The 22,592-nt window shown below is 65.4% G+C and carries 23 protein-coding genes, 1 tRNA gene and 1 pseudogene; 7 read left to right on the forward strand and 18 right to left on the reverse strand.

Annotation, left to right across the window (positions count from 1 at the left end; all coding sequences use genetic code 11):
* Positions 1 to 601 precede the first annotated feature (601 nt).
* Together M3461_15725 and M3461_15730 are read right to left on the reverse strand one after the other, a co-directional pair.
* Complete coding sequence (locus tag M3461_15725; protein MDQ3775686.1) at positions 602 to 1,204, reverse strand: hypothetical protein; 603 nt, start codon at positions 1,202 to 1,204, stop codon at positions 602 to 604.
* Between the two features lie 61 nt (positions 1,205 to 1,265).
* Complete coding sequence (locus M3461_15730; GenBank protein MDQ3775687.1) at positions 1,266 to 1,985, reverse strand: DsbC family protein; 720 nt, start codon at positions 1,983 to 1,985, stop codon at positions 1,266 to 1,268.
* A gap of 160 nt (positions 1,986 to 2,145) precedes the next feature.
* Between M3461_15730 and M3461_15735 the strand changes: the two genes are divergently transcribed.
* Positions 2,146 to 2,994, forward strand: coding sequence for a serine/threonine protein kinase (locus M3461_15735; GenBank protein ID MDQ3775688.1), 849 nt, complete (start codon positions 2,146 to 2,148; stop codon positions 2,992 to 2,994).
* Between the two features lie 11 nt (positions 2,995 to 3,005).
* Here the strand turns inward: M3461_15735 and xerD are convergent, their stop codons facing one another.
* The 4 genes from xerD to rimM are packed head-to-tail and all read right to left on the reverse strand — an operon-like array spanning position 3,006 to position 5,597.
* A complete protein-coding gene (gene xerD, locus M3461_15740; protein MDQ3775689.1) occupies positions 3,006 to 3,944 on the reverse strand; it encodes a site-specific tyrosine recombinase XerD in 939 nt (312 codons plus the stop codon).
* 45 nt (positions 3,945 to 3,989) lie between these two features.
* Entirely contained in the window at positions 3,990 to 4,346 is a 357-nt protein-coding gene (gene rplS, locus M3461_15745) for a 50S ribosomal protein L19 (GenBank protein MDQ3775690.1), read from the reverse strand.
* A 40-nt stretch (positions 4,347 to 4,386) separates the two neighbouring features.
* Positions 4,387 to 5,136: a tRNA (guanosine(37)-N1)-methyltransferase TrmD gene (trmD, locus tag M3461_15750; GenBank protein MDQ3775691.1), complete on the reverse strand. Its 750-nt coding sequence runs from the start codon at positions 5,134 to 5,136 to the stop codon at positions 4,387 to 4,389.
* Between the two features lie 23 nt (positions 5,137 to 5,159).
* On the reverse strand, positions 5,160 to 5,597 hold the full coding sequence (rimM, locus tag M3461_15755; GenBank protein ID MDQ3775692.1) for a ribosome maturation factor RimM: 438 nt from the start codon (positions 5,595 to 5,597) through the stop codon (positions 5,160 to 5,162).
* Between rimM and M3461_15760 the strand changes: the two genes are divergently transcribed.
* The gene (locus tag M3461_15760) at positions 5,592 to 5,744 is read left to right on the forward strand and encodes a hypothetical protein (protein MDQ3775693.1); all 153 of its coding nucleotides are present in this window, start codon (positions 5,592 to 5,594) and stop codon (positions 5,742 to 5,744) included. The two genes, rimM and M3461_15760, sit on opposite strands and share 6 nt — an antisense overlap.
* Here M3461_15760 and rpsP read toward each other — a convergent pair.
* From rpsP to M3461_15805, 9 genes are all read right to left on the reverse strand, one after another.
* Positions 5,741 to 5,989, reverse strand: coding sequence for a 30S ribosomal protein S16 (gene rpsP / locus M3461_15765; protein ID MDQ3775694.1), 249 nt, complete (start codon positions 5,987 to 5,989; stop codon positions 5,741 to 5,743). The genes M3461_15760 and rpsP overlap by 4 nt on opposite strands.
* A gap of 75 nt (positions 5,990 to 6,064) precedes the next feature.
* Positions 6,065 to 8,179, reverse strand: a complete 2,115-nt coding sequence (gene pnp / locus M3461_15770; GenBank protein ID MDQ3775695.1) for a polyribonucleotide nucleotidyltransferase — start codon at positions 8,177 to 8,179, stop codon at positions 6,065 to 6,067.
* A 92-nt stretch (positions 8,180 to 8,271) separates the two neighbouring features.
* On the reverse strand, positions 8,272 to 8,541 hold the full coding sequence (rpsO, locus tag M3461_15775; protein ID MDQ3775696.1) for a 30S ribosomal protein S15: 270 nt from the start codon (positions 8,539 to 8,541) through the stop codon (positions 8,272 to 8,274).
* 97 nt (positions 8,542 to 8,638) lie between these two features.
* Positions 8,639 to 9,556 carry a tRNA pseudouridine(55) synthase TruB gene (truB, locus tag M3461_15780; protein ID MDQ3775697.1) on the reverse strand — a complete coding sequence of 306 codons (918 nt, stop codon included), beginning with the start codon at positions 9,554 to 9,556 and terminating at the stop codon, positions 8,639 to 8,641.
* A 63-nt stretch (positions 9,557 to 9,619) separates the two neighbouring features.
* Positions 9,620 to 10,069 carry a 30S ribosome-binding factor RbfA gene (gene rbfA, locus M3461_15785; GenBank protein ID MDQ3775698.1) on the reverse strand — a complete coding sequence of 150 codons (450 nt, stop codon included), beginning with the start codon at positions 10,067 to 10,069 and terminating at the stop codon, positions 9,620 to 9,622.
* 14 nt (positions 10,070 to 10,083) lie between these two features.
* Positions 10,084 to 12,600 (reverse strand): translation initiation factor IF-2, encoded by a 2,517-nt coding sequence (gene infB, locus M3461_15790; protein ID MDQ3775699.1) that lies wholly within the window; start codon positions 12,598 to 12,600, stop codon positions 10,084 to 10,086.
* Entirely contained in the window at positions 12,593 to 14,209 is a 1,617-nt protein-coding gene (gene nusA / locus M3461_15795) for a transcription termination factor NusA (protein ID MDQ3775700.1), read from the reverse strand. The genes infB and nusA overlap by 8 nt, the downstream gene beginning before the upstream one ends.
* Positions 14,206 to 14,700, reverse strand: a complete 495-nt coding sequence (gene rimP, locus M3461_15800; protein ID MDQ3775701.1) for a ribosome maturation factor RimP — start codon at positions 14,698 to 14,700, stop codon at positions 14,206 to 14,208. Before rimP ends, nusA begins: the two co-directional genes overlap by 4 nt.
* Before the next feature lie 181 nt (positions 14,701 to 14,881).
* Positions 14,882 to 14,958, reverse strand: a tRNA-Met gene (locus tag M3461_15805).
* Between the two features lie 166 nt (positions 14,959 to 15,124).
* Here M3461_15805 and amrB point away from each other — a divergent pair.
* Both amrB and amrA read left to right on the forward strand, forming a co-directional pair.
* Positions 15,125 to 15,919, forward strand: coding sequence for an AmmeMemoRadiSam system protein B (amrB, locus tag M3461_15810; protein MDQ3775702.1), 795 nt, complete (start codon positions 15,125 to 15,127; stop codon positions 15,917 to 15,919).
* Positions 15,920 to 15,939: 20 nt separating this feature from the next.
* Positions 15,940 to 16,530 (forward strand): AmmeMemoRadiSam system protein A, encoded by a 591-nt coding sequence (amrA, locus tag M3461_15815; GenBank protein ID MDQ3775703.1) that lies wholly within the window; start codon positions 15,940 to 15,942, stop codon positions 16,528 to 16,530.
* A gap of 142 nt (positions 16,531 to 16,672) precedes the next feature.
* Here amrA and M3461_15820 read toward each other — a convergent pair whose 3' ends face one another.
* The 3 genes from M3461_15820 to egtB form a co-directional block, all read right to left on the reverse strand.
* Complete coding sequence (locus M3461_15820) at positions 16,673 to 18,379, reverse strand: glutamine--tRNA ligase/YqeY domain fusion protein (GenBank protein ID MDQ3775704.1); 1,707 nt, start codon at positions 18,377 to 18,379, stop codon at positions 16,673 to 16,675.
* Positions 18,380 to 18,491: 112 nt separating this feature from the next.
* Positions 18,492 to 19,490: an L-histidine N(alpha)-methyltransferase gene (gene egtD, locus M3461_15825; GenBank protein MDQ3775705.1), complete on the reverse strand. Its 999-nt coding sequence runs from the start codon at positions 19,488 to 19,490 to the stop codon at positions 18,492 to 18,494.
* Positions 19,472 to 20,758 carry an ergothioneine biosynthesis protein EgtB gene (gene egtB, locus M3461_15830; protein MDQ3775706.1) on the reverse strand — a complete coding sequence of 429 codons (1,287 nt, stop codon included), beginning with the start codon at positions 20,756 to 20,758 and terminating at the stop codon, positions 19,472 to 19,474. The genes egtD and egtB overlap by 19 nt, the downstream gene beginning before the upstream one ends.
* Positions 20,759 to 20,951: 193 nt before the next feature.
* On the opposite strand from egtB, the pseudogene M3461_15835 reads away from it, so the two are divergent.
* The 3 genes and pseudogenes from M3461_15835 to M3461_15845 all read left to right on the forward strand — a co-directional run.
* A pseudogene (locus M3461_15835) lies at positions 20,952 to 21,089 on the forward strand (transposase).
* Between the two features lie 282 nt (positions 21,090 to 21,371).
* Positions 21,372 to 21,581 (forward strand): CsbD family protein, encoded by a 210-nt coding sequence (locus M3461_15840; GenBank protein ID MDQ3775707.1) that lies wholly within the window; start codon positions 21,372 to 21,374, stop codon positions 21,579 to 21,581.
* Positions 21,582 to 21,733: 152 nt separating this feature from the next.
* The coding region (locus M3461_15845) for a sphingosine kinase (GenBank protein MDQ3775708.1) at positions 21,734 to 22,592 on the forward strand (859 nt) is incomplete at its 3' end.

Below are 22,592 nucleotides of genomic sequence, written 5' to 3' on the forward strand. Positions count from 1 at the left end.
CCGAAGAGCCCAATCGAAGCCGCTTTGCACAAGGCCGATGACTCTATTGACAAGGTCATTCAATTACTTAAAGCTGCATGAAAAATGTTGCACAGCTTTCCTCCATGAACGACAATGTGAGAATCTATCCGCTCTGCGCTACACTCTGTGTTCATAAGGCCGTCCTCGTATGTCGGCATAACCTGTTGATCGATCCAGAACATATTATGCCACGAGGTACGGCCTTCTTCCATACCACCGGTGAGAAATCCGGGTTAGAGATCTGCCCAAAGTTAAAGTTGGAGATATTCTTCTCGTTCGTATAAAAACCACAGCTATCCGTAACCAACAAATTACTGTTGAATTGGTTTAGCATGTTGGTAACTGAAGGAGGGCACCACTGCGGCTACTGGTCCACCGCCCCTTCGCGAGATAGCGCCGCCCGCAGGAGCAGATAGATGGGATACGCCGATCCGATCGGCCGACGAGTCTCGCGTCGGTAGAGCTCCCCGCGGCGGTAGAGCTCCCCGCGGCGGCATCGCCATCGCTTTCCACCCTAATCCGCTTTTCGCAACACCCATGATCTAGCCCGCTCGGTGCAGGGCATACCCGGCGCCTCGCATCAGCCGGGAAGGCCGTCCACGAGCGCTTTCATCTCCAGTTTCGCCGCGCGGAGGACCGAAACGCCGTCGCCCAGGAGCAGCGTGTCGAAATCGAGGTCGAGGAGCACGCGCACGCTCTGCCTGAGCCGCGCGGGATCGTCTATCACCGCTTCGCGTAGCAGTCCGAGGTGTCCCGGCGGATTGCCGATGACGGCGTCCCCGACGATGAGGATGTGGCGCACTGGCCAGTGGAAGGCCACCTCCCCCGGTGATTTGCCCGGAACGGCGACGACATTGAGCGGCCCGATCCACGCCCGCGCCTCAAGAGCGCCATCGATGAGCGCACCCTGCGCCTCCGCATATCCCGCATCGCTCTCATGAATCGCAGTCGGGGCCGAGGTCGCGGCTCGCAGGCGGTTGGCGGCGCGGGTGTGGTTGCGATTGGTGATGAGGATGCGGGCGACGCCGAGCGCCGTGATCGCTTCCAGCACCTCGTCGCTCATCGGCACCGGATCGATGGCCAGGTTGCCGTCCAGAGAACGGACCAGGTAGCCGTTGAAGTCGTAGCCGTGCGGCTCGGAGTACCAGGACCAGGTGAAGATGTCTTTCAGGATTTCATGCATAGCAGCGAGTCCTCACAGGACCCTCCTTGAAACGCAATCCACCCGCCGGTGCCGGGAGGCATTACGAGCCGGCCTGCCCCTTGAAGAATTGCACCAACTGCTTCGCGGGCACATAGCCGCCGAGCTCCTGGCCGGTGTCGGTGATCACGGTGGGTGTCCCCTGGACCCCCATGCGCTGGCCGAGGTCATAGTGGCGTTCGACCGGGTTGTCACAGGTCGCCGGGGACACGGGTTTCCCCGACTTGGCATCGGTCAGGGCCTGCTGCCGGTCCTTGGCACACCACACCGATATCGTTTTCGCGAACGACTCCGAGCCTACGCCGGCGCGCGGGAAAGCCAGGTAGCGCACGGCGATCCCGGCCTGGTTCAGCTCCCCGACCTGTTGATGGAATTTTCGGCAGTAGCCGCAATCGATATCCGTATAGACGTAGAGGACGTGCCGGGTGTCCTCTGGCGCGAACTCGATCATGGTCTCGGGTGGTACCGCCTTGAGCGCCTTGAGACGTACCTGGCCGCGGTGCTCCGCGCTGAGGTTGCGCCGGCTGTCGAGCTCCAGGAGATCCCCCTTCAACAGGTAGCGGCCGTCAGCGCTGATGTAGACCACATCGCCTTCCAAGGCGATCTCGTAGAGGCCGTCCACTGGAGAGCGGGTGACGGCGCCGACTTCGATCCCCGGCAGGGCCTTGCCGACCCGGTTCGCCAGGTCCTTTTCGGTCAACGGTGCCGCGGCGCTCACAGCGGACAGGGTCAACGCGGATGCAAAGAGTAGGGGTAAACGCATGTCATGAACTCCTCAAAATCGGACCCGTTCCCGGGGCCCGGTCGTCACGGACTCACCGGTTGCGGGCCTGGGCTCAAGTCGGCACCGGCTGACAGCCGATAGAGCAGCGAACCAATGACGCCGCCCCCCGCGCGGCCGGGTACTGTACCACATGGACGTGATGCCCCACCCGACGACTTTCGGGAAATACCGCTTGCTCCACGAGATCGGCAAGGGGAGCATGGGTCGGGTCTACCTCGGACATGACGCCCTCATCGAGCGCGACGTGGCCGTCAAGATCGCCCTCCCCGAGCGCCTCGCCTGCCCACGGACCGGAGAGCACTACGAGAGGCTCTTCTTCCGCGAAGCCCGCACGGCCGGGATGTTGATGCACCAGGACATCGCCGCGGTGTTCGATGCCGGTATAGACCACGGCCTGCCCTATATCGTTCTGGAGTACGTGGCGGGGGGGCGGACCCTCGCCGATTTCTGTGCGCCAGGCAAGCTGTTGCCGATCGGGGAGGGCATCAAGGTGATACACAAGTGCGCCACGGCGCTCGACTACGTCCATGAGAGGGGCGTGGTACACCGCGACATCAAACCGAACAACATCCTCCTCGGCCCGGACCAGGCGGTCAAGATCTCGGACTTCGGTATCGCCGTGGTTCCGGATCTCGAGGACAACGATATGCCCGGTCATGCCGGCTCTCCGCTCTACATGTCGCCGGAGCAGATCCGGCGTGAACCCCTGACCGGCCAGAGCGACCTGTTCTCGCTTGGCTCCGTGATGTACCGCGCACTGACCGGGAAGCACCCCTTCGCAACGGCACGGGTCGCTACCATCAACGACATGGTCTTGCACGACGAACCACCTCCGATGCGCGAGCTGCGGCCGGAGATCCCCGAGATCCTGGAGCGCATCGCCCGCAAGGCCATGGCCAAGGACCGCCGGCGCCGCTACCGCAGCGGACGCGACCTCGCCGCCGATTTGAGCCTGGTGTTCGACTACCTGACACCCAAGCCGCACTGAGCCAAATGACCTCAACCGCGAGGATGGTGCTCTGCGTGCAGCGCCTTGAGCCGCGCCCGTGCCACGTGCGTATAGATCTGGGTCGTCGAGATATCGCGGTGCCCCAACAGCAGTTGAACGACACGCAGATCCGCGCCGTGATCGAGGAGATGGGTGGCGAAGGCATGGCGCAGGGTATGTGGCGACAGGGGCTTTGCGATCCCGGCACGCACGGCGTAGCGCTTGATGAGATACCAGAACGCCTGGCGGGTCAGGGGTCTCCCGCGCCGCGTGACGAACAAAAAGTCGGACGGCGCGCTGCAGAGGAGCACGGGTCGGGACTGCCGCAGATAGCGATCGAGTAGATCCAGCGCGCTAGCGCCGAGCGGGACGAGGCGGTCCTTGCCACCCTTGCCGGTGACGCGCACCGTAGCCTGCCTGGGGTTGTAGCGGCTGGCCCGCAGCCCCACCAATTCGGAAACCCGAAGTCCCGTGGCGTAGAGCGTTTCCAACATCGCGACATCGCGCAGGCCCAGGACCGCCTCGCGATCGGGGGCACCGAGGAGCGCATCGACCTCCGTCTCGCTCAAGGCCGCGGGCAAGGCCCGTCCCAGACGCGCGCCTTCCACCTGTGCACTCGGGTCCTCGCCGAGCCGGCCTCGCTGCACCAGGTGCCGGTAGAAGCCGCGCAGGCTCGACAAGCGTCGGGCCATGGTCCGCACCGCGCGGCCCGGGTGCGATCCCGCCCCCAGGAAACCCAGCACATCGCTACGTTGTGCCTTGAACACACCCAACCCGCGGCCGCGCAGCCAGTCGGCGTACCGTGTGAGATCGCTGCGATAGGCGGCTAGGGTATTGTCGGACAGCCCGCGCTCCAACCACAGGGCGTCCAGAAACCCCTCGATGAGCCAGAGATCTTCGGCCGGCGCCGCTTGTGGGCTAGGCCGAGGGCTAGGAAATGGCTCGCTCATGCCCGATCGAAGCGCCCCCGCATCCAGGGATAGGCCGCGCGCGACCTACTGGCGGGCGGTGATCTTCTCCTTGATGCGCGCCGCCTTGCCGCTCAAGTGGCGGGTGTAGTAGAGCTTGGCCCGGCGCACGTCGCCGCGCCGCTTCACGGTGATATCGTGAATGAGCGGGCTGTAGAGTTGAAACGCACGCTCGACGCCCTCGCCGTGCGACAGCTTCCGAACGGTGAACGAGGAGTTGAGCCCCCGGTTGCGTCTGGCGATCACCACGCCCTCGAACGCCTGCAGGCGTTGGCGCTCCCCTTCCTTCACCTTGACTTGGACGACCACCGTGTCCCCGGGCCGAAACGCCGGGACCTCGCGGGTCATCATCTCCGACTCGATCTGTAGAATGATCTGGCTCATGCTCGTTCTCAGGGACTCAAACCCTCACCCGCTGCCGCATTCAAGACGGCCGCCCATCCCGCTCCCGAAGGTACTCTTCCAGGAGCGTGGCCTCGTTCGGACCAAACGACCGCCCGGCCAGGAGGTCCGGCCTTCTGATCCAGGTCCGCCCCAGGGCCGCCTTCAGCCGCCAACCCCGGATCACCCCGTGGTCGCCCGTGAGCAGCACCGGCGGCACCGTCCGCCCATCGATCACCTCGGGCCGCGTGTAATGCGGGTGATCCAGGAGCCCCGTCTGGAACGACTCCTCGCGTGCCGACTCGGCGTGCCCGAGGACGCCCGGGAGCAGGCGCACCATCGCATCGATCAGCACCATGGCCGCGATCTCACCCCCGCTCAGGACATAATCGCCGATCGACCATTCTTCGTCCACCTGCGACTCGAGCACCCGCTCGTCCAAGCCCTCGTAGCGGCCGGCCACGATCACCAGCGGCCCCTGTTCGACCAGCCCCACGACCGCCGCCTGACCGAGGCGCCGGCCCTGCGGCGTCATCGCGATCACGCGGGCCCCGGGCCCTAGAGCGCCGCGCGCAGCGGCGATGGCGTCCACCAGCGGCCGGTACATCATCACCATCCCGGGGCCGCCGCCATACGGGCGATCATCCACGGCCCGGTAATGGCCCGTGGCGAAGTCCCGGGGATTGCGTGTCTCGATCCGGACGTCACCCCGGGCCACCGCGCGCCCGGTAACGCCATAGTCCATGACCGCCCGAAACATCTCGGGGAACAGAGTGACCACCGCGATCCGCAACACCGATCACTCATCCAGGCCGATCAATCATCCAGGCGCCAATCGAGCTCCAGCCGGCGGTTCGCCAGATCGACGTTGCGGACGTACACCCCCTCCACGTAGGGGACTAGGCGATCGCGCTCGCCCCGCACGATCAGGACGTCGTTCGCCCCCGTGTCCAGCATGCCGACGACGCTCCCGAGATGCTGGCCGGACGGGGTGTAGGCCTCCAGGCCGATGAGGTCCATCCAATAGTGTTCACCGACTTGCAAGGGTCTAAGCTGCGCGCGCCGCACGGCGATGTCCGCGCCCACGAGCCCGGTCGCACCATCGCGATCGCCGAAGCCCTCCAGATACGCGATGAGCCTCTTCTGGCGGGCGTAGGCATCGGTCCTGACGACGGCCTGACAGGCCTCGCCCAAGTCCAGATACCAGGGCGTGTACTCGAGGATCCCCTCGGCGGGACGGGTATAAGAATGCACCTTGAGTCCCCCTTGGAGGCCATGCAAGCCGGCTATGCGGCCCAGGACTACGAACCCCGCGCCGCCTGGGGAAGCCGTCTCTATTATCTTTTGGGCTGTGGCGATCAGCGACATCGCGTCGCAGACTCCGCGGCCGACAGCGGCTAGGCCGGCGGGGCGTGCTTCTTGAGCAGGCCGGCGACCCGAGCAGAGGCCTTGGCGCCACAGGCCAACCAATGGCCGGCGCGCGCCACATCGATCTTGCAGCTCCCGGCCGCTTCACCGGCCAGCGGGTCCAGGTAGCCGATACGCTCGAGATGGCGCCCATCGCGCCGGTTCCGGCTGTCCGTCACCACGATGTGATAGAAGGGCCTCTTCTTGGTGCCGTGGCGGCTGAGACGAATGCTGACCATGAGTCCTCGCAAAACTGTTGTCTGAAAATATCATTTCACCCTAGGGGCGCTCTCGGGAACGCGGGAGCGAGCCCCCTACACTCTCGCCCGCTCCCCGGCGTTCACGGCCTTCATGCTGAGCCGGATGCGCCCCTGCTTGTCCACCTCCAAGACCTTCACCTTGACCATATCCCCTTCCCGGAGCTTGTCCCCGACGTTCTCCACGCGCTCCTCGGAGATCTGGGAGATGTGCACGAGCCCGTCCTTGCCGGGCAGGATGGTGACGAAGGCCCCGAAGTCCATGAGCTTGGCGACCCGACCCTCATAGATCATCCCCACCTGCACATCCGCCGTGATTTGCTCGACGCGCCGGCGCGCTTCCTGCCCGGCGGCGTTGTCGACGGAGGCGATCTTCACGGTGCCGTCGTCGGAGATATCGATGACGGCGCCGGTCTGCTCGGTGATGGCGCGGATGGTGGTGCCGCCCTTGCCGATCACGTCTCTGATCTTTTCGGGATCGATCTTGATGGTGATGATGCGCGGCGCATATTCGGACATCTCGGTGCGCGGTTTGTCCAAGACGGCATTCATCTCTTGCAAGATGTGCAAGCGTCCCGTGCGCGCCTGGGCGAGCGCGACCTCCATGATCTCGCGGGTGATCCCGCTGATCTTGATGTCCATCTGCAGGGCCGTGACACCAGCCTGGGTGCCGGCCACCTTGAAGTCCATGTCGCCCAGGTGGTCCTCATCGCCCATGATGTCAGACAGCACGGCGAACTTGTCACCCTCCTTGACGAGGCCCATGGCGATGCCCGCGACCGGCGCCTTGACCGGAACACCGGCATCCATGAGCGAGAGGCTGGTCCCGCACACCGTGGCCATGGAGCTCGATCCGTTCGATTCGGTGATCTCGGATACCACGCGGATCACATAGGGGAACTCCTCCGGGTCCGGCATGACCGCCAGCACCCCGCGCTTGGCCAGACGTCCGTGACCGATCTCGCGACGCTTGGGCGACCCCACCCGGCCGGTTTCACCGACGCAGTAGGGGGGGAAGTTGTAATGCAGGAGGAACGGATCCCGGCGCTCGCCCTCGATGGCATCGATGATCTGCGCGTCCCGCTCGGTGCCGAGCGCCGTGATCACGAGTGCCTGGGTCTCGCCGCGCGTGAAGAGCGCCGAGCCATGGGTCCGCGGCAATAGCCCGACCCGGATCTGGATGGGCCGCACGGCGTCCATCGGCCGCCCATCGATGCGCTTCTGCTCCTCCAGGATCATGTGTCGCACCAGCTCATGCTCGTTCCGTTCGAAGGCGTGCGCCACCTGCGCGTCGCTCCACTCGGGCGGCGCATCCGTGGAAGTCCCGCGGCCCAACGTGGCGACGGCCTCTTTGCGCAGGGCGCCCAGGGAGTCGCGCCGCGCAAGCTTGTCGGTCGTGGCATAGACCTCGCGCAGCCGCCCGCCCAGGAAGGACTGCAAACGCGCCTCGAGCGCCTGATCCTCGGGGGGCGGGCTAAACGCCCAGGCGCCGGCCCCTGCTTCTTCGCGCAGCGCACGAATGTTGTCGATCGCGACCTGCATCTCTGCATGCCCGAACATGACCGCGCCGAGCATCACCTCCTCAGACAACTGATCGGCCTCCGATTCCACCATGAGCACCGAGCTCTTTGTCCCCGCAACCACCAGGTTGAGCGCCGACGTTGCGAGCTGGCCAAAGGTCGGGTTCAGTACGTATTGACCGTCGATGTAGCCCACCCGCGCGGCGCCGATCGGTCCGTCGAACGGGAGCCCCGATAGGATGACCGCGGCCGATGCACCGATCAACGCCGGGATGTCGGGGTCGATCTCGGGATCCAGCGACAGGACCGTCGCGATGATCTGGACCTCATGATGGAAGCCCGTGGGGAAGAGCGGCCGCAAGGGGCGGTCGATCAGGCGCGAGGTGAGCGTCTCCTTCTCGCTGGGACGCCCTTCGCGCTTGAAGAACCCGCCCGGGATCTTGCCCGCGGCATAAGTCCGTTCCTGGTAGTCGACGGTCAAGGGGAAGAAGTCGCGGCCCGGGATCGCCGTCTTGTTCCCGACCACGCTCACCAGGACGACGGTGTCGCCCATGCTGGCCATTACCGCGGCCGTGGCCTGCCGCGCTATCTCTCCGGTCTCCAGCATCACGGTCCGGGGACCATACTCGAAGCTTCTTTTTATTGCTGCCATGACAGGGCTCTCAATGGGCAATGGCCAATCTCTCAATCGGCAAGCTCAATGGGCATTCTCGCACCGCCACGATGATCGAGCGGTCCCCCGGCCTATTTGCGTAGACCCAAGGCCGCGATCAGATCGCGGTAGCGCTGCAAGTGGTAAGTCTTCAAATATTCCAGGAGCTTGCGGCGTTTGTTGACTATGCGCAAAAGCCCCTGCCGGGAATGGTGGTCTTTCTGGTGGGCCTTGAAGTGCTCGCCGAGGCCCTCGATGCGACGGGTCAGCAGGGCCACCTGCACCTCGGGCGATCCCGTGTCACCGGGCGCGAGTCGGTGCTTATCGACGATGTCTTTCTTTGCCTCGGCGGTCAGCACTATGGTCATCCCCCATGGGTTCGATGCCTCGAAGTCCGTGATGGCGCAAGCGGTTAATTGTAATATCTGCAGGAGAGAACGACAAGCCAGGACGCGCCGCTCATGACGTCCTGAGCAGGCGCCGTGGCGCGATCCGGCCGTCGTCCTGCACCTCGCCGACCCCAAGGAACCGGCGCCGATCGTCGTAGAGCTTGACGAGGCCCGCCTTGGGCGCATGCGCCACCAGGACCGCCTGACCCCGCCCCACGTAATAGGCCGCATCCCGAGACAGCGCGACGGCGGGTTCCCCCGGCAAGACGCAATCGAGCGGCAGCAGCCTGGCATCGAGCGCCGTGTGACCCGTGGATGCGATCTCGGTGAGCCCGTCCAGGTCGATGCCGTCGCGCACCTCGAAGGCGCCGACCGCCGTTCGTTCCAGAGCCGCGACATGCGCCCCGCAACCGAGGACCTCTCCGATGTCCTCGGCCAGGGTGCGGAGATAGGTCCCCTTGGAACAGCGCACGGTGATCTCGAGCGCGTCGCCCAGAAAGCGGACCAGGTCGAGCGCATGGATCACGATCGGACGTGGCTGGCGCTCGATCGCGATCCCGCGATGGGCCAGCTCGTAGAGCCGCTGGCCCTGGTGCTTGAGCGCCGAGTGCATGGGCGGCACCTGGGTCCGCTCGCCCAGCATGGCGCGGAAGACCCCGACGACGCGCCCCGAATCGAGGTCCCCCACCGGCCGCTCGCGGATCACCTCCCCTTCCGCGTCTCCGGTGGTCGTCACCACCCCGAGCTTCACGATCGCCCGATAGCACTTGTCGGCATTGAGCAGGAAGCCGGAGAGCTTGGTGGCCTCGCCGAAACAGATCGGCAGTAGCCCCGTAGCGAGCCGGTCCAGGCTGCCCGTATGGCCGGCCTTGCGGGCTTGATAGAGGCGTTTGACGCGCTGCAGCGACTCGTTCGAGCTGAGCCCCGGCGATTTGATGAATAGCAGGATGCCGCTCACATCACGGCGCGGCCACCGTTGCGAGACCATAGGTTCGAGATCAGGGGGCTTTCGAGATCAAGCGGCGCGGGAGATCAGGACGCGCGCCATCATTTAATTAGAAAAGGGGGTGCGGGCGGGATCCGCCGACGCAGCGCCGGGAGCGCCGTTCGAGCCCGCGAGCAGCGCGTTGATCCGCGCCGCGCGCGCCTGTGTGTCATCGGCGACGATCACGAGCCGTGGCACCACCCGCAGCCGCAGCACCTTGGCGACATGGGCTCGATAGCGCCCGACACGACGCTGTATGCGAGCAATGGGATCGGGAACGCCTCCCGACAGCGCCGAGACATAGACCTTGGCATGCCGCAGATCGGGGCTGAGCACGACGCTCGTGACGCTCAGAAGACCCAGACCGCGTTCCCGCGCCTCCGCCTGCAAGAGCGGGGCGAGCGTGCGCTGGATGAGGGCCGCGACACGCAGGGTGCGGTCTTCGCCACCGCTCGCCCGTTCGATCCGACCTGCCATATTGACCTCGACCGAGCCCCCGCTGTCTGTAATCCCCACTGTCTGTAATCGGATTACAGACTGCGGGCCAGCTCGACCCGTTCGAAGACCTCGATCTGATCGCCGGGTTTGACGTCATTGTAGTCCTTGACGCCGATCCCGCATTCGGTGCCGGACTTGACCTCGCCGACGTCGTCGCGGAAGCGGCGTAAGGACTCCAAGCCGCCTTCGAAGATCACGATATTGTCGCGCAGCACCCGGATGGGGCTGTTGCGGCGTACCATGCCGCTCGTCACGATACAGCCGGCGATGGCGCCGAAGCGCGAGGATCGGAACACGTCGCGCACCTCCGCGTTGCCGATGATCGTCTCTTTGACCTCCGGGGCCAGAAGGCCGCTCATCACCGCTTTCACATCGTCGATGACGTCGTAGATAATGCTGTAATAGCGCAGGTCGATCCCGGTGTCCTCGACCCGTCGGCGCGCCGAGGCATCGGCGCGGACATTGAAGCCGATGATGGCGGCACGCGATGTCACGGCCAGGTTTACATCGGATTCGGTGATCGCACCCATGCCGCTCGCGATGATATCGACGCGCACCTCGTCGGTGGACAGGCCGGTCAAGGCATCGCAGAGCGCCTCCGCGGAGCCCTGTACGTCGGCTTTGATGAGCAGGTTCACGGCGCTGGCCTTGCCCTCCTCCATCCGGGAAAGGACGTTGCCGAGCTTCTGGGCCTGCTGCCGGGCCAGCTTGCCCTCGCGCTGCTTGCTGTGGCGGACCTGCGCGATCTCGCGCGCCCGGCGCTCATCGGGGGCGACCTGGGCCTCGTCACCGGCATTGGGGACATTGGACAGACCCAATACCTCGACCGGCAGCGACGGCCCGGCCTCGTCGATGACCCGCCCGTTCTCGTCCAGCATCGCGCGGATGCGGCCGAACTCCCGCCCGCACAGGAGCACATCGCCCTTCCGGAGCGTGCCGCTTTGGACCAGGATCGTGGCCACCGGTCCACGCCCCTTATCGAGCCGCGCCTCGATCACGGTGCCGGAGGCCGGGCCGTCCCGGACGGCCGTGAGCTCCATCACCTCGGCCTGCAACAGGATGGCCTCCAACAAGGCATCGATCCCCTCGCCGGACTTGGCAGACACCGGGGTGAATAGGACCTCGCCGCCCCACTCCTCGGGGAGGATGCCGTGCACGGACAACTCTTGCTTGACGCGCTCCGGATCGGCCTCCGGTTTGTCAATCTTGGTGACGGCGACCAGCATCGGGACCGCGGCGGCCTTGGCGTGCTGGATGGCCTCGACCGTCTGGGTCTTGACGCCGTCGTCGGCGGCGACCACCAGGATGACGATGTCCGTCACCTTGGCGCCCCGCGCCCGCATCGCGGTAAAGGCCGCATGCCCGGGGGTATCGAGGAAGGTGATGCTGCCCTTTTCGGTCGAGACGTGATAGGCACCGATGTGCTGCGTGATCCCGCCGGCCTCCCCCGCCGCGACCCGGGTGCGCCGGATGTAATCGAGCAACGACGTCTTACCGTGATCGACATGCCCCATGATGGTCACCACAGGCGATCGCGGATCGGCCTGTGCCTCGCCCGCGGAGGTGGTGCGCACGAGGTCGGCCTCGAGCGCGTCGTCGTTCAAGAGCCTGGCCTTGTGCCCCATCTCTTCCACGACGATGGCGGCGGTGTCCTGGTCGATGATCTGGTTGATGCTCGCCATCGTCCCGACGTTCATCAGGCACTTGATCACCTCGGCGGCCTTGACCGACATCCTCTGGGCCAGCTCCGCGACCGTCACGCGATCCGGTATCGCGACCTCGCGCACGATGGGGGCGGTCGGCATCGCAAACCCGTGCCGGGTCGAGATCGGCACGACCACCCGCCGCGTCACCGGCTTTCTCTTGCGGCGCCCCGACTTGCTGGTCGCGACGTGCAGCTCCTGGCGGCCCGGCGCGGGTGCGCCATCCCCCTTCTGGCGCCGCGCCGGCGGTCGTTCAGGACGCCTCTGCTCGGCCGCTGCGGGCTGCGGGGGCGGCGCGGGGACGACCACGGGCGCCTCGCGTGCCTCTTGCTCCGCGGCGCGGGCGCGCTCACGCGCCTCGGCCTCCTGGGCCTCGCGCGCGGCCGCCTCGTGCCTCTGGCGTTCCTCTTCCTGACGGCGCTCCTCCGCAAGGCGGGTCTCTTCCTGAGCGGCCTGCTCGAGGGCCAGGACGCGTTCGCGCTCGGCCGTCTCCTCGGCGCGTTTCTGGGTCTCTCCCTCCGTCATCACGCTGCGCTTGACGTAGGTGCGGCGCTTGCGGAACTCGACGCTCACGGTCTTGGTGGTGGTCCGCGCCCCGCGGCGCTCGATCGAGAGCTTGATCTCGCTCATGGTCTTGCGCTGCAAGACGATGCGCGTCGGCTCCTTGCCTTCGGCACCCCGCCCATGGCGCTGTCGGAGGTGCGACAGCAAGGCGCCCTTCTCGTTTTCGGTGATGGTGTCGCCGGCCTGGCGGTTGGCCAGTCCGGCCTCGTCGAGTTGCGCGATCAAGCGATCCACGGTGATCCCGACGACCTGGGCGAACTGTTCGACCGTCACGTCAGCCATCGAGCCTTTCTCCGACCGGTTGCCCCTCTGCGGCCGATGCGAACCACGGGGCGCGCGCCACCATGATGAGCTCGGCGGCGCGCTTCGGGGCGATGTCCCCGACCTCGCAGAGCTCGTCCACCGATTGTTCCGCCAGGTCCTCCAGGGTCAGGATGCCGTGGCTGGCCAGGGTGAACGCCAGGTCGGTGTCCATGCCCGCCATCGCCAGCAGATCCTCGGCGGGCTTGATGTCGCCCATGCGCTCTTCGTTGGCGATGGCGCGGGTCAACAGCCAGTCCTTCGCCCGATTGCGCAGCTCCACGATCAGATCGGGATCGAATTCCTCGATGTCGTGCATCTCCTTCTCGGGCACGAAGGCCACCTCTTCGATGCTGGAAAACCCCTCCTGGGCGAGGATGTTGGCGATCTCCTCGTCGACCTCTAGGCTCTCCATGAACATGTTCTGGATGCGCTGAATCTCGGTCTCGGTCTTCTCGGCTGCCTCCGCCTCGGTCATGACGTTCAGCTCCCAGCCGGTGAGCTGGCTCGCCAGGCGCACGTTCTGGCCGCTGCGCCCGATGGCCTGGGAGAGCTGATCCTCGACCACGGCCACGTCCATGCTGTGGGAATCTTCATCCACCAGGATCGACACGACCTCGGCAGGCGCCATGGCGTTGATGACGAACTGCGCGGGGTTTTCGTTCCACTGGATGATGTCCACCCGCTCGCCGCCCAACTCGTTGGAGACGGCCTGAACCCTGGAACCGCGCATCCCGACGCACGCGCCAACGGGATCGATGCGCGGGTCGCGGCTGCGGACAGCGATCTTGGCCCGTATCCCGGGGTCGCGCGCCGCACCGAGGACATCGATGAGCCCTTCGCCGATCTCGGGGACCTCGAGGCGGAACAGCTCGATCAGGAGATCGGTCGCGGTTCGGCTCACGAACAGCTGCGGGCCGCGTTTCTCCGGCCGTACATCGCGCAGATAGCCGCGCAACCGGTCACCGGGCCGCACGATCTCCCGCGGCAGCATCTCTTCCTTGGCGATCAAGGCCTCGGCGTTGCCGCCGAGGTCGAGGATCACGTTGCCGCGCTCCACCCGCTTGATCGTGCCGGTCACGAGCTGGCCCTTGCGGTCCTGATAGGCATCGAGCACCTGGGCGCGCTCGGCATCGCGGACCTTCTGCACGATCACCTGCTTGGCCGTCTGCGCCGCGATGCGGCCGAACTCCGAGGCCTCTATCGGTTCCTCGATGAAGTGACCGATCTCGATATCCGCCCTCTCGATATTCCCTGGGGCTTCGCGCGCCTGACGCAAGAGGATCTGGCGATCGGGAACGAAGATGCCGCTCGTGTCCGCAACTTCGTCCTCGAGGTCGCCGGTGTGAACCCGCGGGGGTGGGGGCGCGGCGACTCGATCCTCGGCCGCGTCCTCCACGACCTGCCAGCGCCGAAAGGCCTCGTAGTCGCCGGTCGTCCGATCGATCGCGACGCGCACGTCCACGTCCTCGCGAAAACGCCGCTTGGTGGCGCTGGCGAGCGCGGCCTCCAGGGCCTCGAAGATGATGTCCTTCGCGACACCCTTCTCGTTCGATACAACCTCGACCACCGTCAGGATCTCTTTGTTCATACCATCCGTCCGCGCTGCCTGCGCAATCTCGTAAAAAACGGCACCTCGGGCACCAGGCGGGCCCTGTGGATCATGACAAACGGGATCGCATAGTCGCGACCGTCCTCGCTGATACGCACATCGTCTCCCTCCACGGCCGCGACGAGCCCCACGAAGCGCCGGCGGCCGGCCATGGGCTGTTTCAGTTCCATGCGTACCCTCCGGCCCATGAACCGCGCGTAGTGCTCCAAGTGGTACAAGGGTCGGTCGAGCCCCGGCGACGATACCTCCAGGGTATAGGCGCCCCGCAACGGATCCTCGACATCCAGGATCCCGCCGAGTTGCCGGCTCACTCGCTCGCAATCGTGCAATGTGATACCCATCTCGCTGTCGATATAAACCCGCACAAGCGACCGCGCCTTGCCGACGATGTGCTCCACACCGACGAGCTCGTAACCCAGCGCCCGCGCCGCGGGCTCGAACAATCGTTCCAGTGCCCCTCGTTGACCCATCGCTCACTCTCTGTCCTACCCCGCTCCGACCATCCCATCCGGTACGGCTATCCGTCCCGGTACGGCTATCCGTCCCGCACCCACACGGCCCCCCCGCCAGCGCGAAGCGGGGCAATCGAGTCCATCACCTTCCAACCCCCATCGACAGCAAAAAGCCCCGACGACGGGGCTTTCAACTTCCTGGTAGCGGGGGCAGGATTTGAACCTGCGACCTTCGGGTTATGAGCCCGACGAGCTGCCAGACTGCTCCACCCCGCAATGGTCGGATATCAATTATAGGGAAAAGCGGTGCAGACTTTCAAGTCACTCACACCCGCCGTACCTCCCGGGGGCGGCGCGGCTATGGGGACAGGCGGATGGCGCGGGCCGTGCCGCGCTGGCGGGACTATACTGGACTGGATCGACTGGATGGGAGGGTTGTGTCATGTCGAACGTACGGTTGGCGGCGGTGGCCGGGCATTTCTACCCGGATGACCCCGAGGAACTGCGTAAGCGGGTTTGCGGCTATCTGGCCGCGGCGGCGGCGCTGCCCGATGTACCGCTGCCCGATAGACCGCCAAGGGCCATCATCGCGCCCCACGCCGGCTATGTTTACTCCGGCCCCGTGGCGGCCAGCGCCTACACGTCTCTGATCCCCGCCCGGACCAGCGTGCGCCGGGTGGTGCTCCTGGGTCCCTCGCATCGCGTCTACCTCAAGGGCCTGGCGCGGTCCACCGCGGAGTGCTTCCGGACGCCTCTCGGGGACGTACCGCTCGATGACTCGGCCCGGCTGCCGGCGCTCCCCGAAGTCAGCCCCAACGACCGGGCGCATTTCGCCGAACACAGCATCGAGGTCCATCTGCCGTTCCTGCAGGTGGTCCTGGAGCGCTTCACGATCGTCCCCCTCGTGGTGGGAGAGGCCAGCGCCGACGAGGTCGGCGAGGTCATCTACAGGCTCTCCGGCGACCCCGAGACCGTGGTGGTGGTCAGCTCCGATCTGAGCCATTATCTGGACTACCCGACCGCAACCCGCCGCGACCGGGAGACGACGCTCGCCATCGAGGCCCGGCGCACCGATCTTGCGCCCGAGCAGGCCTGCGGCTCGGTACCCATCAACGGCCTCCTGCACTACGCGCGGCGCATGCAGCTCACGGTGACGACCCTGGACCTGCGCAACTCCGGCGATACCGCCGGACCCCGGCACCAGGTCGTCGGTTATGGGGCCTATGCGATCCACTAGGGCAAGCTGAACCTGTACTCTTGGCCAAGAGAGATCACGCCACCGGATTTCACGGTCTCTCCGCGCCGCTACGCCGCCGGCTGGCCGACATCGCCTGGGCATCGATCCGTCACGGGCTCGCGCACCATCGCTCCGTGGATCTCACGGGCCAGGCATTTCCGCCCCGCCTGCGGACGCACCAGAGCGCCTTCGTCACCCTGCACCACGGCGACACCCTCCGGGGCTGCGTCGGGAGCATCGAGGCCTGCCGCCCGCTGGCCGAGGACGTGGCGGCCAACGCCTACGCCGCCGCCTTCGAGGACCCGCGCTTCGAGGCCGTGCGCGCCGAGGAGCTTCCCGATCTTGCCGTCCACATCGCCGTCCTGTCCGCCACCACGGTCATCGCCTTCGCGTCGGAACAGGACCTCTGTGCAAAGCTCCGCCCGGGCGTCGATGGCATCGTCATCGAGCAGGGGGAGCGGCGCGCGACCTTTCTACCGGCGGTCTGGGACACCCTCCCGGACCGGGTCGAGTTCCTTCGCGAGCTGCGGCGCAAGGCGGGCATCCCGCCCGCCGACGGATGGCTGGACCTCCGGGTCTGGCGCTATACGGTGGATTCCTTTGCCGCATGACGCGTCGTGGGGCTGTGCCCTATCTACTAGAGGGTGTGCCCGGTCTACCAGCTCTTGTCCCGCCCAGCCCGCCCGACGTCGCCCGGATCGAGGCGCCTGTTCCGGATGCGCCGACGGCCCCGCTGGGCTGCGAACGGATGGTTCACGCGGACGATGCGCTCCAGTGTGGGACCGTCGCCTTCTCGATTTTCGCCCAGGTGTCGCGCATTGAAACGGTGCGGTTGAAAACCAACCCCGAGGGCGAGGTGTCGGGGTCTACGCAGAAGTAGCCGTTACGCTCGAATTGGTAGCGGTCGCCGGGTTCTGCGTGTTGCACCGACGGCTCGATGCGACATCCGGTCAGGCGTTCGAGTGAAGACGGGTTCAGGTCCGCTTTCCAATCCTCATTCTGGTCGGGCCTGGGCATCAGGAATAAGTGCTCGTACAGGCGCACCTCGGCTTCGAGCGCGTGGGGCGCAGATACCCAGTGGATCGTGCCCTTGACTTTGCGTCCGTCCGGCGCCTCGCCGCCGCGTGTCGCGGGATCGTAGGTGCAGCGCACCTCGACGACCTCGCTCGTGCGCTCGTCCTTGACGACGCCGACACACGTGACGAAGTAAGCGTAACGCAGCCGCACCTCAGTGCCGGGCGACAGGCGGTAGTACTTGGGCGGCGGCGTCTCGCGGAAATCGTCCTGCTCAATCCAAAGCTCGCGCGAGAACGGGACCCCCCGCGTGCCCATGGCGGCATCCTCCGGATTATTGACCGCCTCCAGCTCCTCGACCTCGCCTTCAGGGTAGTTCTCGATGACCACCTTCAACGGGCGCAGCACGGCCATGACGCGCTGCGCCCGGCGGTTGAGGTCTTCGCGGATGGCGTGTTCGAGGAAAGCGAAAGCTATCACGTTGTCGCTCTTGGCGACGCCGATGCGCTCGCAGAAGTCGCGGATCGCCTCCGGCGTGTAGCCGCGCCGCCGCAGCCCGGCGAGCGTCGGCATGCGCGGATCGTCCCAGCCGGCGACGTAGCCTTCGTCGACGAGCTGCAAAAGCCTGCGCTTGCTCATCACCGTATGGCTCAGGTTGAGCCGGGCGAACTCGATCTGCTGCGGGTGGTAGATGCCGAGGGCGTCGAGATACCAGTCATACAGCGGGCGGTGGTCTTCGTATTCGAGCGTGCATAGCGAGTGCGTGATCCCCTCAATCGAGTCGGACTGGCCGTGCGCCCAATCATACAGCGGATAAATACACCAGCGGTCGCCCGTGCGGTGATGCGACACCTTGCGGATGCGGTACATGACAGGGTCGCGCAAGTTGAGGTTGGGCGACGCCATGTCGATCTTCGCGCGCAGCGTGCGTGTGCCGTCCGCAAACTCGCCAGCGCGCATGCGGGCAAACAGATCGAGGTTCTCCTCGACCGAGCGGTTGCGGTACGGGCTTTCGTGCCCCGGCTCGGTGAGCGTGCCGCGACGTTCGCGGATCTCGTCGGGCGTGAGGTCGTCCACGTAGGCTTTGCCATGTTCGATGAGCCGCACGGCCCACGCGTAGAGTTGCTCGAAGTAATCGGAGGTGAAGTACAGGTGCGTGCCCCAGTCGAAGCCAAGCCAGCGCACGTCGTGCATGATGGACTCGACATACTCGGCTTCCTCTTTAGTCGGGTTGGTGTCATCAAAACGCAAGTGGCAGCGGCCGCCGTGCTCGGCGGCAATGCCAAAGTCCAGGCTGATCGCCTTGGCGTGGCCGATGTGCAGGTAGCCGTTAGGCTCCGGGGGAAAGCGCGTGACGACGCGCCCGCCCCATTTATTCGTCGCCATATCCTCGGCGACGATAGTGCGGATGAAGTTGGGGGGTTTCGCTATCGCAATCATGTTCATCCCATCTATAATGTCCATCCGTTCCAGCCCCCATCCATCGGAGTTTGTGCCTCCATCGGTCGCGCTCGCGTTCCGCGCTGCCGGCCCCGGCATGATGGTCGCTTTTTCCTCCCTATTCCCCCTTGCAGACCCGCCATAGCGAGTCCGTGAAGTAGCGCCGCGCGTCATAGAGCTGCGCGACGATCGCGTAGCCGGTCTCCTCTGCCAGACGCTCGATGTCGGAGTCCAGGTATTTGTAGGATAGCTCCGTCCGGATCGGTTCCCAGGGACCGAAGTGGAAACGCCGTCCGATCGTCTCGATGTACGCGGATTGCTCGACCCGGCTCACGAGATAGCTCGTGATCGATCCACCGTGCACATCGTAGGTGGAATAGAAGCGGAAGACATCGACGTCGAAATCGCCGCCCAGATCGCGGTTGATGCGATGCAAGAGGTTCAGGTTGAAATCGCGGGTCACGCCCTCGGAATCGTCGTAGGCGCGCCGCATGACATCGAGGTCCTTGCGGAGATCGAATCCGATCAAGACCAGATCGCCGTCCTTGAGCGTGTTCCAGAGGCTCTTCAGGAACACCAGGGACTCGGCTGCGGTGAAATTCCCGAGGTTCGAGCCCAGGAACAGCACCACGGTCCGGGTATCCGCGCCGCGCGTGAGCCATCTGAGCCCTTTCAAATAGTCCGCCGCAATACCCTCGGCCTCGATACCCGGAAACGCCGTTTCCAGGCTGTCGAGGAGCGCCGAGAGCGCGGACTTGGAGATGTCGATGGGCACATAGCGGAACGGCTGCGAGCGCTCGCGCAACGCGCGCAGCAAGAGCCGCGTCTTGACACCGTTCCCGGGTCCGAGCTCCACCAGAAGCAAGGGCTCCCCCGATAATACCTCGACCAGGCGCGGGTGCTGGCGCTCGAAGATCTCCCGTTCGCAGCCGGTGAGATAGTATTCGGGGAGCACCATGATCCGTTCGAAGAGCCGTGATCCGATATCGTCATAGAAATACTTCGAGGGGATATGCTTGGGGGTCGAGGACAGCCCCATGAGGACGTCGAGCGCAAAGGCCTCGGTGAGGCGCATTGTCTCGGTCGGGTCCTCGGACCTCAAGAGATCGTGGAGCATCGCTGAGAGCGCTCCGCTAGGCGGATCCCGGCGAACTGCCAGCGCTGGCCGGGGTAGAAAAAGTTGCGGTAGGTGGCCCGGATGTGGCTGCGCGGCGTGGCGAAGGACCCCCCGCGCAACACCATCTGGCTGCTCATGAACTTGCCGTTGTATTCCCCGAGGGCCCCCTCAGGCGCCCGGTAACCGGGATAGGGCAGATAGGCGCTCGCCGTCCACTCCCAGAGATCGCCCAGCATCTGGGCGGGGGAACCGTCACCGCCGTCGCGCCCGGGATAGACGGGTCGCAACCGGCCGTCTTCGAGGAGATGGGCGGTGCCGGGATCGGTGTAGCCCGCGCGCGCCGCCCGCTCCCATTCGGCCTCCGTCGGCAGGCGCTTTCCGAGCCAGCGCGCGTAGGCATCCGCCTCGAAATAGCTGACATGGCAGACGGGCTCATCGAGCGGCAGCGCCTCGAGCCCGTTCAGGCTATACATCATCCATCGCTCCCCGATCCGCTCCCAGTACAGCGGCGCGAACCAGCCCTCGTGGCGCACCCGGTCCCAGCCGTCCGAGAGCCAGTGCCGGTAGTCCCGATATCCCCCGTCCTCGATGAAGGACAGGTACTCGCGGTTCGACACCAGTCGGTCCCCTAGCTCGAACGACGGGACATGGATCGGATGCGCCGGGCGCTCGTTGTCGAACGAGAACCCCTCGCCCTCGAACCCCATGCGTCCCATCCCGCCCTTGAAGCCGATGGGGCGGGCCTCGGCAACGGCGGCGGGGCCCATGGTGGTACCGGGCCGGTACGCCGGGCGCTCGGGGTTGGTGGCGAGGATGTGCTTCACGTCCATGAGGATCAGCTCCTGGTGCTGCTGCTCGTGGTGGAGGCCGAGGATGATGCAGCGCTCGACCTCCGGCCATCGCCCCACAGTCACGGTTTCGACGAGCCGGGCGATCCGCCGATCGACCTCCGCACGGTAGGCATAGACCTCGGACACCGTGGGTCGCGACAAGCACCCGCGGCGAGGCCGTTCCAGCCGCTTCGCGAAGGCCTCGTAGTACGAGTTGAACAGGAAGCCATAGGTGGCCCGATGAGGCGTGCATCCGGGGAGGTGCGGCTCCAGGACGAACGCCTCGAAGAACCAGCTCGTGTGACCCAGGTGCCACTTGGGCGGGCTCACGTCCGGCATGGTCTGGACGACGTAGTCCTCGGTCTCCAGCGGCTCGCAAAGCGCACAAGTCGCCTGCCGAACAGCCCGATAGGTGCGAAGCACATCGGCTCTCTGCATAATCCCCTCCCCACGGCCGAACGCTCGGAGTCGATGCCGGCGGTGCGGAGCTTAGCAGAGCCCGCCGCCGCTGGCCACGTGTGTCGATCGAAAGGGAGACGTACCCCCAACGCGCGTTACATCCCCTGCGCCGCGCCCGGTCCGATACGCCCATCTGCGGCGCCACGATGACATTTCATGATGCAAGGGCAGCCATGCCAGGCGGGGCCAAGAGGCCATGGACGATTTCGGGATCCTCCCCACCTTCAAGGGCATCGCGGTCGGCTGGGCGCCCTATCGCAAATACGACTGTACCCAGGTGCTCTGCAATGCGCATCACCTACGGGAGCTCATCTTCCAAGCCGAAACCCGCCAAGTACCCTTTGCACAACCGCTCATCGACCTCCTCTGTGAGGCCGACGCCGAGGGAATGGAGTGCTCAAGGCGATAGGTAATTGTTACCTATGTAGCGAGTCTAGCCACGCCTATCAGCACCGCAGTGATTGCACTATCGCATTGATAAATATGACAATCGTGCCCCGCTCCGGTGCTGGCACCGTTGTTGAAGTTATCCAGTCTGTCCGGACCTAGCTCGGGTCCCGATAGTTACACCAATGTCCAAACGGAGGACACCATGAACTGGGATCAAGTCCACGGTAACTGGAACCAAGTCAAAGGCAAGGCCAAGCAGATGTGGGGTGATTTAACGGACGATGAGCTCGGCACGATCGCCGGGAAGCGGGATGAATTGGTCGGGCGGCTGCATCAAGTATGGCATCAGCAAGGAGAAAGCACAGTAACAGCCAGACAGTTGGATCAGAAAGCTATAGTCCACGCTAGCTAGCCGGAAAATCCCTCCACCGGGCGGCTGAGCCATCCGATTGAGCAGACCATTCGTCCGCTGGTAATGCAGATTACAAGCAGTAACAATATGAGTCTTTCAACGCTTCCTCTCACCATTGTGATGTTATTGTTCATCGGGGCACTGCCATAACTATGCCCGTCGCGATCATCATCAATGACGCCGCGGGATCGGACACGACCGGCGAGGCGCGGGCGCGCATCGCGGAAGCGTTCCACAATCTCGGCGCCGATGCGCATTTCCTGATTGCGAGCAGCGGGGAGGAGATTGTGGATCTGGCACGCCGTGCGGCCGCCGGGGATGCCGGCCCAGTGGTCGCCGGAGGCGGGGATGGGACGGTCAGCGCCGTGGCGTCCGTCCTTATCGAGACCGATCGCACGCTCGGGGTGCTGCCGCTCGGGACGCTCAATCACTTCGCCAAGGATCTCAATATTCCGCTCGCCCTGGGCGACGCCGTGCGCACGATCCTCGGGGGTACGGTGGCGCAAGTGGATGTCGGGGAGGTCAACGGCCGGTTCTTTCTCAACAACTCGGGTCTCGGACTCTATCCGATGGTCGTACGCAATCGCGAGAAGCTGCAAGATCGCCTGGGGCACGGCAAGTGGCCGGCGTTCCTGTGGGCGGCGCTCTCCGTGCTGCGCCGCTACCCCTTCCTCGTGGTGCGCGTGAACGCAGACGATCACGAATCGGTGCGGCGCACTCCGTTCATCTTCATAGGCAACAACGAATACGAGACCGCGGGATTCGAGATCGGCACCCGCAAACGCCTCGATGCGGGACGGCTATGTCTCTACATGGCACGCCGTACCGGGCGCCTTGGGCTCCTGCGCTTCGCCCTGCGCGCCCTCGCCGGCACGTTGCAAAATGAGAAGGATTTCGATGCGCTCCGCACCGAAGAGGTCTGCATCGAGACGAAGCGCAAGCGCGTGCACGTCGCTACAGACGGTGAGGTCACCCTGATGCCCACCCCGCTCCATTACCGGGTTCGCCCCG

The organism is Pseudomonadota bacterium (assembly GCA_030860485.1).
Taxonomy (GTDB): domain Bacteria; phylum Pseudomonadota; class Gammaproteobacteria; order JACCXJ01; family JACCXJ01; genus JACCXJ01.